The 13,727-nt window shown below is 64.3% G+C and carries 14 protein-coding genes and 1 pseudogene; 5 read left to right on the top strand and 10 right to left on the bottom strand.

Features of this window, described 5'->3' with window-relative positions; all coding sequences use genetic code 11:
* Positions 1-117: 117 nt before the first annotated feature.
* The 6 genes from KFB96_RS27095 to KFB96_RS21395 form a co-directional block, all read right to left on the bottom strand.
* Complete coding sequence (locus KFB96_RS27095) at positions 118-603, bottom strand: efflux RND transporter permease subunit (protein ID WP_300970685.1); 486 nt, start codon at positions 601-603, stop codon at positions 118-120.
* Positions 600-3,308, bottom strand: coding sequence for an efflux RND transporter permease subunit (locus KFB96_RS21415; RefSeq protein ID WP_300970683.1), 2,709 nt, complete (start codon positions 3,306-3,308; stop codon positions 600-602). The genes KFB96_RS27095 and KFB96_RS21415 overlap by 4 nt, the downstream gene beginning before the upstream one ends.
* Positions 3,308-4,387: an efflux RND transporter periplasmic adaptor subunit gene (locus KFB96_RS21410; protein ID WP_213501539.1), complete on the bottom strand. Its 1,080-nt coding sequence runs from the start codon at positions 4,385-4,387 to the stop codon at positions 3,308-3,310. The genes KFB96_RS21415 and KFB96_RS21410 overlap by 1 nt, the downstream gene beginning before the upstream one ends.
* Before the next feature lie 74 nt (positions 4,388-4,461).
* Entirely contained in the window at positions 4,462-4,869 is a 408-nt protein-coding gene (locus KFB96_RS21405; RefSeq protein ID WP_213461173.1) for a type II toxin-antitoxin system VapC family toxin, read from the bottom strand.
* Positions 4,866-5,105 (bottom strand): type II toxin-antitoxin system VapB family antitoxin, encoded by a 240-nt coding sequence (locus KFB96_RS21400; protein WP_040733693.1) that lies wholly within the window; start codon positions 5,103-5,105, stop codon positions 4,866-4,868. Before KFB96_RS21400 ends, KFB96_RS21405 begins: the two co-directional genes overlap by 4 nt.
* A gap of 362 nt (positions 5,106-5,467) precedes the next feature.
* Positions 5,468-7,243: a mechanosensitive ion channel family protein gene (locus KFB96_RS21395; protein ID WP_213461171.1), complete on the bottom strand. Its 1,776-nt coding sequence runs from the start codon at positions 7,241-7,243 to the stop codon at positions 5,468-5,470.
* A 350-nt stretch (positions 7,244-7,593) separates the two neighbouring features.
* Here KFB96_RS21395 and KFB96_RS27090 point away from each other — a divergent pair, with 350 nt between their 5' ends.
* The 3 genes from KFB96_RS27090 to KFB96_RS21385 all read left to right on the top strand — a co-directional run bounded on the left by KFB96_RS27090 (position 7,594) and on the right by KFB96_RS21385 (position 9,437).
* The gene (locus tag KFB96_RS27090; RefSeq protein WP_300970679.1) at positions 7,594-7,728 is read left to right on the top strand and encodes a hypothetical protein; all 135 of its coding nucleotides are present in this window, start codon (positions 7,594-7,596) and stop codon (positions 7,726-7,728) included.
* Between the two features lie 506 nt (positions 7,729-8,234).
* Positions 8,235-8,495: a hypothetical protein gene (locus tag KFB96_RS21390; protein ID WP_300970678.1), complete on the top strand. Its 261-nt coding sequence runs from the start codon at positions 8,235-8,237 to the stop codon at positions 8,493-8,495.
* A 240-nt stretch (positions 8,496-8,735) separates the two neighbouring features.
* Entirely contained in the window at positions 8,736-9,437 is a 702-nt protein-coding gene (locus tag KFB96_RS21385; protein WP_213461169.1) for a transposase, read from the top strand.
* Between the two features lie 131 nt (positions 9,438-9,568).
* Here the strand turns inward: KFB96_RS21385 and KFB96_RS21380 are convergent.
* A pseudogene (locus tag KFB96_RS21380) lies at positions 9,569-10,240 on the bottom strand (efflux RND transporter periplasmic adaptor subunit); the annotation flags it as partial.
* Between the two features lie 260 nt (positions 10,241-10,500).
* Here KFB96_RS21380 and KFB96_RS27085 point away from each other — a divergent pair.
* Both KFB96_RS27085 and KFB96_RS27080 read left to right on the top strand, forming a co-directional pair.
* Positions 10,501-10,689: a hypothetical protein gene (locus KFB96_RS27085; RefSeq protein ID WP_300970677.1), complete on the top strand. Its 189-nt coding sequence runs from the start codon at positions 10,501-10,503 to the stop codon at positions 10,687-10,689.
* A gap of 38 nt (positions 10,690-10,727) precedes the next feature.
* A complete protein-coding gene (locus KFB96_RS27080) occupies positions 10,728-10,874 on the top strand; it encodes a helix-turn-helix transcriptional regulator (RefSeq protein WP_300970676.1) in 147 nt (48 codons plus the stop codon).
* Here KFB96_RS27080 and KFB96_RS21370 read toward each other — a convergent pair.
* The 3 genes from KFB96_RS21370 to KFB96_RS21360 form a co-directional block, all read right to left on the bottom strand.
* The gene (locus KFB96_RS21370) at positions 10,850-11,254 is read right to left on the bottom strand and encodes a Fic family protein (protein WP_213461165.1); all 405 of its coding nucleotides are present in this window, start codon (positions 11,252-11,254) and stop codon (positions 10,850-10,852) included. The two genes, KFB96_RS27080 and KFB96_RS21370, sit on opposite strands and share 25 nt — an antisense overlap.
* Positions 11,255-11,406: 152 nt before the next feature.
* Positions 11,407-12,012 carry a Uma2 family endonuclease gene (locus KFB96_RS21365; RefSeq protein WP_213461163.1) on the bottom strand — a complete coding sequence of 202 codons (606 nt, stop codon included), beginning with the start codon at positions 12,010-12,012 and terminating at the stop codon, positions 11,407-11,409.
* Between the two features lie 200 nt (positions 12,013-12,212).
* A complete protein-coding gene (locus KFB96_RS21360; RefSeq protein ID WP_213461162.1) occupies positions 12,213-13,202 on the bottom strand; it encodes a ribonuclease H-like domain-containing protein in 990 nt (329 codons plus the stop codon).
* Positions 13,203-13,727: the final 525 nt, after the last annotated feature.

Here is a 13,727-nt window from a genome sequence, read left to right as displayed (position 1 = left end):
ACTTACTTGATTGGCTGAATCGGGTGGTCGGTCTTGTCAAGTTTAGCGCAGAAGACGTGCCATCATGGCTCGACGCCGTGGCTCTCCCGGATCTCATGCAAGGGAAACGGAGCCGGCTCAATTCATTGACAACGGCAACTCGCTCTTCGTCGCCCGCTTCTCCCCCCACGACAGCACGACCACAGTCAAAGCCGGCAGAAAGGTGACGGTCACCGTCGCCGCACCCATCAACCCGAACAAGACAATTACCCCCACACCGCGATAAAGCTCGGTGCCTTCGCCGGGCAGAAAGACCAGCGGCGACAGGCCGCAGAGGGTGGTCAGGGTCGTCATGGCGATGGGGCGCAGGCGGGTCTGAACCGCGTCCACCACGGCGTCCACCACAGACACGCCCTCTTGGCTGAGATTCCGACGTGCCTGGTCGACGACCAGGATCGGATTGTTCACGACCGTCCCCATCAGGATGAGGAAGCCCAGCATGGTGATCATGTCGAAGGGCTGGCTCAGCGGCATCAGGCCGATCATCGGCAATAAGCCGCCGACTAGGTTCAGCAGCGCCAACCCGACAATGCCGCCGGCGATGCCCAATGGAATGGCGGTCATATCAGCAGCGGGAAGCCCCAATGCGCAAAGATCGCCACCAGCACCAGATAGATGATGAGCAAGGCAATCAGGAAGTTGCCGCTCAAGGCGTCGCGGGTGGCGTCGAGCTGGTCACTGGCCCCGGAGATCTCCACGCTCACGTCCGACGGCAGCTCGCCACTGCTGCGCATGGCGTCCAGCAGCTCCACCTTTACCCGCTCGACACCCGTTTCCAGAGGCACGTCGTCCGGCGGAATCACATTCAGGGTAACGGTTCGGCGACCGTCCACCCGACGTACGGTGCCGGCATCCACGGCCTCCTCGATGGTGGCCAGGCCGGACAGCGGTAGGGTGGCGCCCCCTGGCGTGTGGATCATCACGTTGGGCAGCTCGTCCAGGCGAGGCTCCCGGCCCTGGCTCCCGTACAGATAGATATCGATCTTGTCGTCGTCGAGGAAGAAATCGTCGAGGTACGCCCCTTCGGTCAGGGAGGCGATGGTGAAGCCGATCGCCTCGGTGTCCAGACCCAGCTCGGCGGCCCGATTCCAGTCCGGGCGCACCTGGATCAAGGGCTGAGCCAGCGACAGCGTGCGCGGTTGGGTCTGGATGCGCGGGTTGTCGAAGATCTCCCGGGCACGTTCGTAGGCGGCGTTGGCCGCGCGGTAGATGGACACCAGATCCGGGCCGGAGATATCCAGGTTGATGCTGCGGGTCCCGCCGTCGTTGCTGGAGATGATGGATCCCTTGGCCGCAAATGAACGCATGCCCGGAAACTGCTCGTAGAACCCGGTGATCTCGTCCATCAAGGGCTCGATGTGCAGCGGATCGACGGTCTCGGCGATGATGCGCACGTTCGTGGGGCTGACCTGCATGTTCAGGAAGGCGATCGGCGGCACCGAGACCTCGCCGGCATCAAAGGCGTCGCTCGCGGCGCCCACGTGCGGCAGGAAATGGCCTTCGATCTGTTTGGCGATGACCTCCATCTCCGACAGGTTGTAGCCGGGTGGCGCGTTCATGGAGGCGAAGGTCTTCGGCTCTTCGCCCTCCGGCAGATATTCGGCAGGGGGTGTCAGCGTCAGGATGATCCAGAGGCTCAGTGCAACCGTGATCAGGATGGTGAGCACCCGTCGCACGCCACTGCCGACCAGCCAGCGCACGACACCCACGATGCCCCCGGCCCAGCCGCCGGCCCGACCTCCGAAAGGCGCATTGCCGGATCCGTCCGCGACGGTTTCGCGCACACCGAAGCCCATCCGTGCACTGAGGGTGGGAACCAACGTGACCGCCACCAGCATGGAGGCCAGAATGGCTGCGGAGATCGCAATGGCGACATCGGAGTAAAGCTGTCCCGCTTCCTCCTCGATGAACAAAATGGGCAGGAACACCAGGATCGTGGTCATGGTGGATGCGAGCACCGCCGGCCAGACTTCCTGGACACCCTTGAGCGCGGAGTCGAACCGATTCAGCCCCAGACGGCGATGGCGCTCGATGTTCTCCAGCACCACGATGCTGTTGTCCACGGTCATCCCGATCGCGAACGCGATCCCGGCCAACGAGATGACGTTGATGGTGCGCCCGGCGATCAGCAGGCCCATGAATGCCGCGATGGTGCACAAGGGAATGCCGATCACCGCGACCAGCGTGGCCCGCGACGAGCGCAGGAACAGAAACAACACCAGGGACGCAAACACCGCACCGATCGCCAGATTGGTCCAGACGTTGGCCACCGACGCCTCCACGTACCGGGCATCGTCCGAGGTCAGGTCAAGCCGCAACCCGGCGGGCTCCAGCACCTCGCGATTGATGGCGTCCACTTCCTTCAACATGGCCCGCTTGATGTCGATGACGTTGGAGCCGGTCTCCCGCCTGACCTGCAACCCCAGCACCCGCTGGCCGTTGACGAACGACAGCGCGCGAATCCGGGAGTGATCCTGGCGCACACTGGCCACGTCGGACAGCCTGACCAGGCTGTCGCCGGTGCGCGAGACCACCAGTTGCTCCAGCTCCTCCAGGTCCTCGAACCGTCCCAGGGTCCGCAGTAGATAACTGCGCTTACCCGAATCGATCTCGCCGCCGGACATATCGCGATTCCGGGCCGTGATGGCGTCCCGCAGGTCCAGCAGGCTCAGTCCGCGCTGGGCCAGCTTCAGCTCGTCCACGGTGATCTGGACCTGACGCTCGGCACCGCCCCCGACCGTGACCTCGGAGACACCCGGCACGCCCTCCATGCGCGGCCGCACCCGGTCTTCGACAAAGTCCCGCATCAGGTCGATGTCCAACTCGCGGGGGTTGCCGATCAGGGTGGAGATCCGAAAGTACATGAAGGCATTGGCGGAGAAGGACGCCGCGACGATGCGCGGCTCGTCCACATTGCGGGGATAATCGGACACCTGGCTGAGGGCGTTGTTGATCTGGATCAGGGCCTCGGTGATATCGACACCGAACGGGAATTCCAGCTCGATCTCCGATGCGCCGAAGGACGCGGAAGAGATCATTCGGGTCAGATTGGGGACATTGCGCAGGTAGCGCTCCTGCTCGATGAGGATCTCCTTTTCGATGTCCTGCGGGGTCGCCCCCGGCCATCGGGTCTCGACCGTCACCGTGCGGGTTTCCAGATCGGGGATCATCTGGACCGGAATGCGCAAGGCCGCGGCGGTGCCCAGGATCGCCAGGATCAGGGTGATCACGGCCACCAGGGTGCCGTGACGGATGATGCCGGCGAACATCAGCGCGCCGTCCGCTCGGCGATGCGCACCTTCATGCCGTCATCCAGGGACTCGTTGCCTCGGACGACGACCTGCTCATGGCCTTGCAAGCCTTCGACAATGACGACGCGATCGCGGAAGCCGATGCCGGTGGTGACGCGCTTCTCCCGGACCGCGTAAAGCTCCCCGTCGATCGGTGCGGCAATCCAGACGGTGACGCGACCGTCCGGGTAGCGGTTGATCGCATCGCGGGAGACCGTCAACCCGCTCTCCCCCACCGAGACCCGCAGCACCGCCTCGACGGCCATTCCGGGAAGGGCGGCAAAGCCGTCGGGCGCGATCGCGCGCAGCAGGAAGGTTCGGGATTGCGATTCGCCGACCGGGACCAGGGCATCGATCTCGGCCGTGATGGTGTCGCCGTCGGGACCGACGCCGTCGATCAGCAACTCCGAGCCGTCGCCGATCCTGCGGTAAGCCTCCTGGGGCACCTGAAAATCCAGCCGCAGGCGGTCGGTGTCCACGAGCGTCAGCAAGGTGTCTCCCGGCGTGACCCACTCGCCCAATTCGCTGGAACGATCGCTGACGACACCGTCGAAAGGGGCCTCCACGCGGTGTCGGCGCAACACCACCTGTCGGTGTGCTTCGGCGGCCTCCAGACGGGCGACGGCGGCCTCCGCGGCGGCAACATCGGTTTCCCGGGTGCTGACTTCGGTCGCGGCAATATTCCCGCGGCCCACCGACCGGGCCTCCTCCAGCCTGCGACGGGCCTCCTCCAGCCGCGCCCTGGCCTCGTCCGTTTCGGCACGGGCCCCGGCAAGCTCGAACGCCGCCTGCTCATCGTCCAGCCCGATCAGCAGGTCGCCTTGACTGACCTTCCCGCCGGTGTCGACCGCGACTTTGTTCACCAGGCCGGCAACGGCCGTGGACAAGCGGGAGCTTCGCAGGGCGTTCACGGTCCCGGTGAGACGGACCTCCTCGACGATCTCGGTGGTTTCAACATTCGCCAGTTGCACACCGGGCGGCTCTTGACCCCACGCGGGCGGGGTCAGCGCGCAGATCAGGCAGATCTGCAGGCAATTGCGCCAAGGGCGGTGACGCATTCAGTGTCCTCTCGTTTTCATCGGGATCAAGGCGATGTCTTCGGCCTCGTGACGCTGTACCGAGATATCGAATGTCAAGACGCGGGTCGCCAAACAGGAAGGATATCGGTCTGCGAGAAACCCTCGCCTTTGAACAGCAGCGAAAGTCCACGGGCCTTGGCAAGCGCGTAACTGAATAGGTCGCCGTAGTTCAAGCCGGCCGGGTGACCACTGCCCCGACCATAGGCGACAAAGGCCGCGAACGCGGCTTGCAGCTCGGCTTCGCCCGGCGCCACCAACTCGAACATCGGCAGGCGCAGCAGATCATCCAACAGCACAACCGCGCGCTCGCCCCTTCGGCCATGCACGACCATGCGGGCTTCCAACGCGGTCGGGGTACTGATCAGTGCGCGCGGCGCTTTCTGGATGATGTCGACGAATGCCTCGCGTTCCGGCTCCCCGAAGACGATCGCCACCAGCGCCGAGGTGTCGATGACGATCATTCGGGGAGTCCCGCCTCGTCCCAAGGGAGAGGATCGAAGGCGTCCGCTCGGTCCGGGATGCGATCGAGCTGCGCCAGCAGCGCACGCATGCAGGCGGCTGGCTCGGCGGCCCCATCGAGCTCTCGCAGCAGTTGATCGACCGCGCGCTCCACGGCAGCCGTCTTACTCAAACCGGTCACTCGGGCGAGCCGCTCGACCTTGCCGACGACGGCAGGATTGGCAATTTGCAGAGGCATGGAGAGACGCTCGATATTGAAATCAACACCGTCAATATAGGCATGCCTGCCGGTCATCGCAAATGACCCGCCGATTCGGCCTTCAATCGGCTCCGGGGACCGGTCTGGCTCGGCTTTATCATCTCGTCGAGCCCGAAAGCATGACCCGTCTTCCCGGGCGGACATGCCGACGGAGCCGCACTCGGAGAGTTGGAGGACGGGCTGGAATGTCACTGTGACCGAGCCGCCGGCGTCAGCTTTGATCGATACCGAAGGCGGACCCGCTCGGGATGGTTCCTCGCGCCGCTACATCGTCCCCGAGCGCAGAAGCACTTGTCCAGTCGCCCCGACCATGGCCTCCATGCCACCGCTGAACGAGATGCTCAGCGCTCCTCGCACGGAGGCGTAAAGAGTCCCAAGCCGCGCGGGCGGGCGGCGCTGCCGTTTGCGCCGAAGTCACGCGCGACTGCCGAGAGCTCTGTCGGCTTCTGCACGGGTCGCGCTTGATGCGGCTGTCCCGGCATGGTCTCGACCTCGATCGTCTGAGTCGGAAATGCGAATTCCACGCCCAATCGATCCGCGAGCCGCATGATCTCGAGGAACACGCGTTGCCTCTCGACAAGCTCTGCGGACCAGTCCGGGACCTGTAGAAAAAAGTACAGCAAGACGTCGAGCCCATGAGGGCCGAAGTCGTGCATGACGACGTGAAAGTAGTCTTTACGTGTGGTCGGGTTGGCCTTAATGATCTCTTTGATACCCTCGAGAAAGGCCTCGATTCGCTCCGGCCCGGTGTCGTACCGAATATTCAGCTTCGTCGTGACACGGCGATAGGTCCGCTCACCCATGTTGTCGATCGCCGCATTGACCGTGACCGAATTAGGCACCGAGAGCAGCGAATCGTAAAAGGTACGAATCCGGGTGCTTCGAAAGCCGATGTCTTCGACCGTTCCTTCGTTGTCGTTCATCTTGATCCAGTCGCCGATCCGGAAGGGTCGATCGAGCATGATCGCCAGCGAGCCGAGGAGATTCGCCAGCGTCTCGCGAGCGGCCAGGGCAACCGCCAGACCGCCGACGCCGAGACCGGTGATGACCGAATACGCAGGCAGGCCGATGCGCTGCGCCCCGTCCACCACCAATGCCGCGATCGCCACGAACGCCAGTAGCTTGAACCCGAGCCGGAGAAGTTGGCTGTCGATGCCCCGTGGACGCAAGCGCCGCGAGCGAATCACGACCTCCGGGATCTGCGTCAGGATCAAGACCGCGAGCCAGCCGAGCAGCGTGTATTCCAGGATCACGAACAATTGCTTGTTCAGGATCAGCATGTGGCCGGTGAAGTTGACGATCTCGTTGATGAAATGCTTGACACCCTGCACCAGGACGACCCCGAACAAGAGGGCCAGGATGGCTCCCCTTCGCGAGATCTGATCGTGCTCTCGACGACGCTTATCGGTTCGCCGTCCGGCGCGATAGCCGACCACGCCCAACGCAAAACCAGCCATGAGCACAACGACTGCGGCGATCCACTGCCACGCCGTCTGCCCCAAGACCTGTTGCCCCAACCAAGCTGGCAGGCCCGCGTTCCAGGACAGGCTCAAACCGGGTCCCGGGGTGAGGCTGTAGGCGTAGTAGAGTCCGGGCGTCGCCTCTGCACGATATGGCAGATCGGAGACCCGTTCGTAGAACGACTCCGCACGCTCCACCGTCGAGGGGCTGAACAGCCACTCGCCGGTCCGAGGCCCTTCCTGGACCTGTGCGATGGTGATCTCGGTGTAAGGGATGCGCCATTTCGAGATCCCGTCGATTTCCACGCGCCTGGCGTCCGGGATCTCCTCGTAGGGCGGCAAACCCACGCGGTCGATGGTCTCCTTCAGCAGCAAGGCCGCCTCGAGGCCGATGTCCGCGGCAAACTCCGCCGGCACGCCGCTCAGATCAAGCGTACGCCAAGCGCGGCGCAGCGGTTCGAGGGTCTCTTCCCGGGATGTCCCTGGATCCTCCGCGATCTTGTAGGCGTCCTCAAGGTTGACGATCAGGCTCTGTGCAGTCGCCTGCGGACTCGACGTATCCGGGGGGCGAAGCGGATTGGCCAGGGGCTCGATGGCCTGGGGCGCGGCGAAGAGCGGCGCAACCCATAGCCATAGCAGAATCAGGGAGACCGTCATCGGAACCGGAATCCTTGAGCGGCGGAAAGGCCTTCGGGAGCAAGTGCACATAGAAGGTGCCAGAGTAACCAATGCTTCGAGGCAGAATACAGGGAATCGCCCGCGAAGATAAGAACGGCATCCGTCGCCGCCCCACGGCCTCGTCGTTCCGCCCCTCGAGATACCGCGGCATCCTCCCGGTCCTTTCAGACCCCGTCGGGGCACGCAGCATCGAGCATTTCTCGCTGCGCGCACTCGCCCGCTAGGGGCGGCACCTCCGTCGCAAACCATGACGCTCATCAATTCACGCAAACCGCACGGCGTCTACACTCGAACACGTCCTTGCGATTTCATGGAGAACGTCCCCGACGATGGACACCTACGGCGCTCAAATCAGCGACACCACCCATCACGACGGTCGGAGCACGCGCAGCAAGGTCGTCCGGGCCGCCGCCGGACCCGAAGCAGCCAAGGACGAGGCCGAGCGCCCAGCCGGTCGCTATTAGGTCGGACGCGGCGTCGGCGTCGGCATCGGCAAACGCTGATCCCCACCATCGAGAACGGACGCTCATGGCCAGAATAATCCCTTCCGACATCAGCCCCTTGGCGCTCGCGGGCGCACATTCGGGAGAGTTCGAGACGCTGGCGCTGCTCGAGGCGCAACTCGGCCCCGACTACCGCGTCCGCAATCTCAACGCGGCCGGCCTGGACCAAAGTCGCATCCTTGATGCCGCCCCCACCGACGGACTGGCCCGGCGGATCGAACGGATCCTCGGCCCCGGCGAACCCGATCCCGCTCGACGCACCTTGGTCGAAGACTTCTTCTGCCAGACCTTCGAGGTCGGCCCGAAGATCCACGCCCGAACCTTCTACGGCTTTTGCGACCAGTCCCTGCGCGCACGCGGCGAGCCGTTGGACGACAAGGGCATGAACCAACCCGGTTTCTGGAGCGCCATGCAGGACCGCGTCCTCTCCGCCCCGATCCCGGACGCTTGGCTACTCCAGCGGGCGGATGACCTACGATCTGCGCCGACTCCGGCTGCATGGCCTCATCGAACGCATCCCGCAAAGCCATCGCTACCGGGTCACCGATCAGGGACTGCGGGTGGCCCTGTTCTTCACCAAGGTCCACAGCCGCATCCTGCGGCCGGGCTTGTCCCAGTTGTTCGACGGCTGCCCGAAGGCACCCAACCGGCCCATCGCCACCGCCATGGGCCGGTTGCAACAGGCCCTCGCGGACCTGTTCGAGCAGGCCAAACTTGTGCCGGCTTAAACTTGACTGAAGTTTCTCACTTTCATGCAGCCATATCATAATATAAGCAACCACGAATATGCGCGCATATTAGTGAAAGCTTATTGATGAAATCCAGGCTGCCACGATGACCGAACGAGTGTGAAAAACGCGGACGATTCGGTGAATAAACAAGCAGTTGAAGATGAATGCAGGCTCGCGCAAGCGTATAATGAAAGGTGCCTAAGCCAATGATTAGACGCCAAATACGAGCCGCATTCGATGCCGATCCTACCCGCACTCGCCATTCAATTCCAGGGCCTTTTTCCGAACTCCGACCACGGCCGAGAACGCGCCCGCTGGTTCATTCTCACGCTGCAGGCGATCCTGTTGCCGATCACCGCCTCGCGTACCTCCAACCTGCTGCGCACCATCGCCACGCTCTTCGGCGTGGTGATCGGCGAGGCGAAGTACTACACCTTCATGGCCTCGGTGAAGCTGCCGTGGACGCGGATCTGGGCGGTGCTCTGGCGGGCAATCCCCGACCCCCTCACCGACGGGCGCCTGCTGGTGGTGTTGGACGACTCGATCAATCCGAAGACCGGCACCAAGGTGTTTGCCTGTCAGCGCAGCTTCGACCATGCCGCCAAGACCAATCAAAGCGCTTTTCCGTGGGCGCAGACCATCGTCACGGTCGGACTGCTGAAGGTCATTCACGGGCGCTGGTGTTGCCTGCCGTTGGCCTTCGCCTTTTACCTGCGCAAGGCGACCCTGGCGCTGCGCTGCGTGCGCATCCGCGGTCGGGCGCTCACCTTCGAGACCAAGTTCACCCAAGCCGTGCGCCTGATCCAGAGCTTCGCCGGGATCTTTGCGCGGGCGCCGATCCCGGGGTCACCGACAGCTGGTTCGGCAACAACGGCTTGCTCAAGCCCTTGCGCCAAGCGCTCGGCTCCCGTGCCCATCTGCTCTCGCGTCTGCGCGTGAACGCGGTGCTCCATGACCTGCCGGTGGCCGTGCCGGGACGCGCCGGACGACCCCGCAAATACGGTGAGCGCCTCGGCAGTGTCCGGGACCAGGGCATCGATCTCGGCCGTGATGGTGTCGCCGTCGGGACCGACGCCGTCGATCAGCAACTCCGAGCCTTCGCCGATCCTGCGGTAAGCCTCCTGGGGCACCTGAAAATCCAGCCGCAGGCGGTCGGTGTCCACGAGCGTCAGCAAGGTGTCTCCCGGCGTGACCCACTCGCCCAATTCGCTGGAACGATCGCTGACGACACCGTCGAAAGGGGCCTCCACGCGGTGTCGGCGCAACACCACCTGTCGGTGTGCTTCGGCGGCCTCCAGACGGGCGACGGCGGCCTCCGCGGCGGCAACATCGGTTTCCCGGGTGCTGACTTCGGTCGCGGCAATATTCCCGCGGCCCACCGACCGGGCCTCCTCCAGCCTGCGACGGGCCTCCTCCAGTCGCGCCCTGGCCTCGTCCGTTTCGGCACGGGCCCCGGCAAGCTCGAACGCCGCCTGCTCATCGTCCAGCCCGATCAGCAGGTCGCCTTGACTGACCTTCCCGCCGGTGTCGACCGCGACGTTGTTCACCAGGCCGGCAACGGCCGTGGACAAGCGGGAGCTTCGCAGGGCGTTCACGGTTCCGGTGAGCCGGACCTCCTCGACGATGTCGGTGGTTTCCACGGCCGCCAGTTGCACACCAGGCGGTTCCAGGCCCCAGGCCGGCGTTGTCAGCGCGCAAATCAGGCAGACCTGTAGGCGATCGCGCCAAGGGTGCTCATGCATTCAGTGTTCTCTCGTGTTCATCGGGATCAAGGTGATTTTTGTGGGCTCATGGTGTTGTATCGAGACTTTGGGCCGGAGCGAGATGCATAAAACCGTGTCATTGGTACTCAGATGCTATCTCATGTTGCTGGTTGCTCCTCTCGGCTTTGGCGCCTACCCGGCATGTTAAACAGCACTTTACATGCGCCGGCAACCCCTTAACATGCAGCCATGTTCACGTTGCGTTGCAGCAAGATCGGACCACGCGGAGATGTCTATCAATGAGCGTACAGATTATCCAGTTGAACGGTGTTTCGGCCTTGGCCGTGTTGCCGATCGATGAGTGGGAGACCTTGCTGGAGCGGCTGGAAACCCTCCAAGACATTGCGGATGCCAAGGCGACCATGAGCGAGGAGACCACCTTCCCGGCGGCATTCGTCGACCGGTTGTTGGCGGGGAGGCACCGCTGAAGGTCTGGCGTGAATACCGCGGACTGACGCTCCAATCCTTGGCCGAAACCTCCGGCACCACCCGGCAGATGCTCTCGATGGTGGAAAACGGCAAGGCGAACCCCTCCGCCGATTTGCTGGCGCGCCTGGCACGCGCACTCGACTGCGATATGGATGATCTTCATGGCGAGTCTGCACGCTGCTGAGGCGTTGCCGTCACGAAGAATGACTCCGAAGCAGCGATCGTTGCAGCCGTGAGCCGGTATTGCTGCAGCCGGCTGTTGGGCTTATCGGGCAAGGTCATGGCGATCAGTCCTGCGTCAAGCGCGGGGCGCAAGTAGCGGTCGCGGAAGGACTTGCGGTCCTTCAAGCCGAGCGCCGCCTGTAACTGATCACGGCTCATCCGCCCCCGACTCACCTGCAACAGCCGCATGACTTGCGGGGTCAGTCGGGGGGCGACTTGGGGGGTGAAAACGATGATCGCGGCACGCATCATCCCGAGCATGAATTCAATGAAGGGTGCCGAATCGGTTTGGGCGGTGCTGTCTTGGATCGCGCGGTAGTAGTCGTGCTGGTGCTCATGCACCAGACTTTCCACCGGTGTTCCATCTGAAAGGACAGACGCCCCAGTCTTTCGCTGATCTCGGCGATCAGACGAATGGTTGTGGGGGTCATGGTGAAGGGCGGCTGGTGCATCATTCGGGTCGCACCGGCGGGCGCGACACGATGCCACTCGACCTAGAACGCGTTCTGTTCTCGCGCGCTGTTCGCGGCGCCCGCGGACGGGAACAGCACGTCCTCGTAGACGGCCTCAAGCGGACATTCAAAGTCAATGGATTGCAACACCAGCCAGCCATTCTCCGGCGGAGCGTCGAGCAGCCAGCCCTCCGGACGGCGTCGAAACACCTCGCAGGCACGACGGCGCGAATCGATCAGGACATATTCTTCCAAGGTGTCGAGACGCCGGTAGTCGGCGAACTTGGCGCCGCGGTCGTAACCTTCGGTCGACTCGGACAGCACCTCGATGATCAGCCGCGGATAGCGTTTGCCCAGCGGCTCGGCCGTGTCCCTGGCGTCGCAGGTCACGAACACGTCCGGGTAAAAGAAGGCGGATGCCGACTCGACGCGAAGCTTCATGTCGGCGATATAGACCCGGCATGGGCGGCCGCGGACATGTGCGCGCAGCAACGCGAAGACGTTGCCGGCGATGGTCGCGTGCTCCTCGGTCGCACCGGCCATCGCGAAGACCTCGCCGGCGATGTACTCATGGCGAACCGCTGCGACGGCTTCGCCGGCCAGATACTCCTCGACGCTGATGGATCGGGCTTCGGCAAGATCGCGCATGGATCGTCTCCGCGGTTGGTCGGTATTCGGGAAGTATAAGCGCAGTAGACCAGGGGTGCGCCGGGTTGGCTCGGGAATGGGTATTGGGGCCTCAGCCATCCGGGTCGCGGAGGTGGCCGTGCAGAGCGATTGCTCAATCGCACGTGGCGCGGAGCACCACGGGGCATGCGTGACACCGCAGAGCGGATGTCACGAGCCACTTAAGGGTTGGGTGGCCGATCGAATGGGCGGGACCCGTCGAGGGTTGCCGCCAGGGCGTCCAGCAAACTGGAAGACCCGCCGTCGCGGGCATCGAGCTTGGCGTTCAGTCGTGCGCAGCGCAGCTCCTTCAGCGGGCCGGGCGGAAGCTCGCGGGCGAGCGCGAGGGCACGGCGCAGATCGCGGGTGCGGTGCTCGTGATACTTCGCCAGCTCCGTGCGCGCCTCTGCATCACCTTGAGCCGCAATCGGCTCCCAGATCGCGCGGGCCTGATCCCAGTCGCCGCGTCGACGCTGCAGGCGGGCCAGGTCCATGAGTCCGGTCGTGTCCAGGCGTCGACGCTCGGAGCTGAGCAGATGAAACGCCTGCTCGGATCGACCCTGCGCCTGGTGATAGGCGGCGACCGCTCGGACATCCGCATCGAACGCACCCGGATCCGCGAAGACCTCGCCCAGACGCGGGATCAAGGCCGCAAGCGAGAGCAGATCCCAGCGGTTGTGGCGCAGCACGCCGGCCAACGGAGTGACCTCCCCTGTGCGCAACCAGGCCAGCCAGGCCGCGGGCGCCTCGGAACCCGGCAGATCGTCCTTGCGCTTGAACCCCAAGAGGCGCTGCTCGACGCTGGCCAGACGGCAATCGGGCCAGACCCGACCGTAAGCGCGCCGGACCGGCTTTAGGAGGTCCAGATGCGGCAGGGCCGGGAGTGGATCGGCTTGGCCGGATAGGCGAAAGCGTGTCGCGAGCAGAGGGATGTCGAAGGACAGGCCGTTGTAGCTGACGAGCAGGCCGGCGCTCGTCAACTCGGCGGCGATCGCCTCCAGATAGGCCGGCTCCGAGTCGAGACGGGTCAGCAGGAACTGGCGCAACGTCCAGCCGTCGTCCCGTGCGCGCAGCAGTCCGGTCATGAAGGCCCAGGTCCCGGTGCCGCCGGCCAGACCACTGGTTTCGGTGTCCAGGCAGACCAGATCGGTCGCGGTCTGGGAGTGAGCCACCGGTTCGGACGCGGACCGAGGGGCAAGATGAGAAGCCGCTGTCACCCAGCCCCGATCGATCAAGGCGTCAATGCAGGCGTCGCCGCATGGCCCCATCGACACCTGGCCGTGTCGGCGGTGCCCGACAAACCTCCGCTCGAGGCAGAGGACGCCGGGCGCGATCTCGACGGCTCCGACCGCTTCGGCCAGGACATGGGTTTGCGGTCCATGTGCACTCGCTGCGCGCGACGGTCCAACCGACATCCGCCGAAGCCGCTCGGCAAGCGAAGGTCGGTCGGCCGACGGGGATAAACCGGCGTCTGCTCCCTCCTGAGCGGGAGCCGGACCGCGCAAGCAGCGCAGGCGCTCGCTCAGATGCATCCCGCGCGACGCCATCGTTCAGCTTTGTTTTCGGATCGAGAAAGCATCGCGGTAACCTATTTGACCGACCCGATCAGCTCGATCTCGCGGCGGAGCATGTCATCATCCGATATGTTGTTCATCGTCGCGTTGCTCTTTCGGAGTCGCTGGGCGCGCGCTGATCAT

The sequence above is a fragment of the Thiocapsa sp. genome, from assembly GCF_018399035.1.
Classification (GTDB): domain Bacteria; phylum Pseudomonadota; class Gammaproteobacteria; order Chromatiales; family Chromatiaceae; genus Thiocapsa.
Note: the sequence above shows the minus strand (reverse complement) of the source record. Positions and strands in the feature narration are given on the sequence as shown.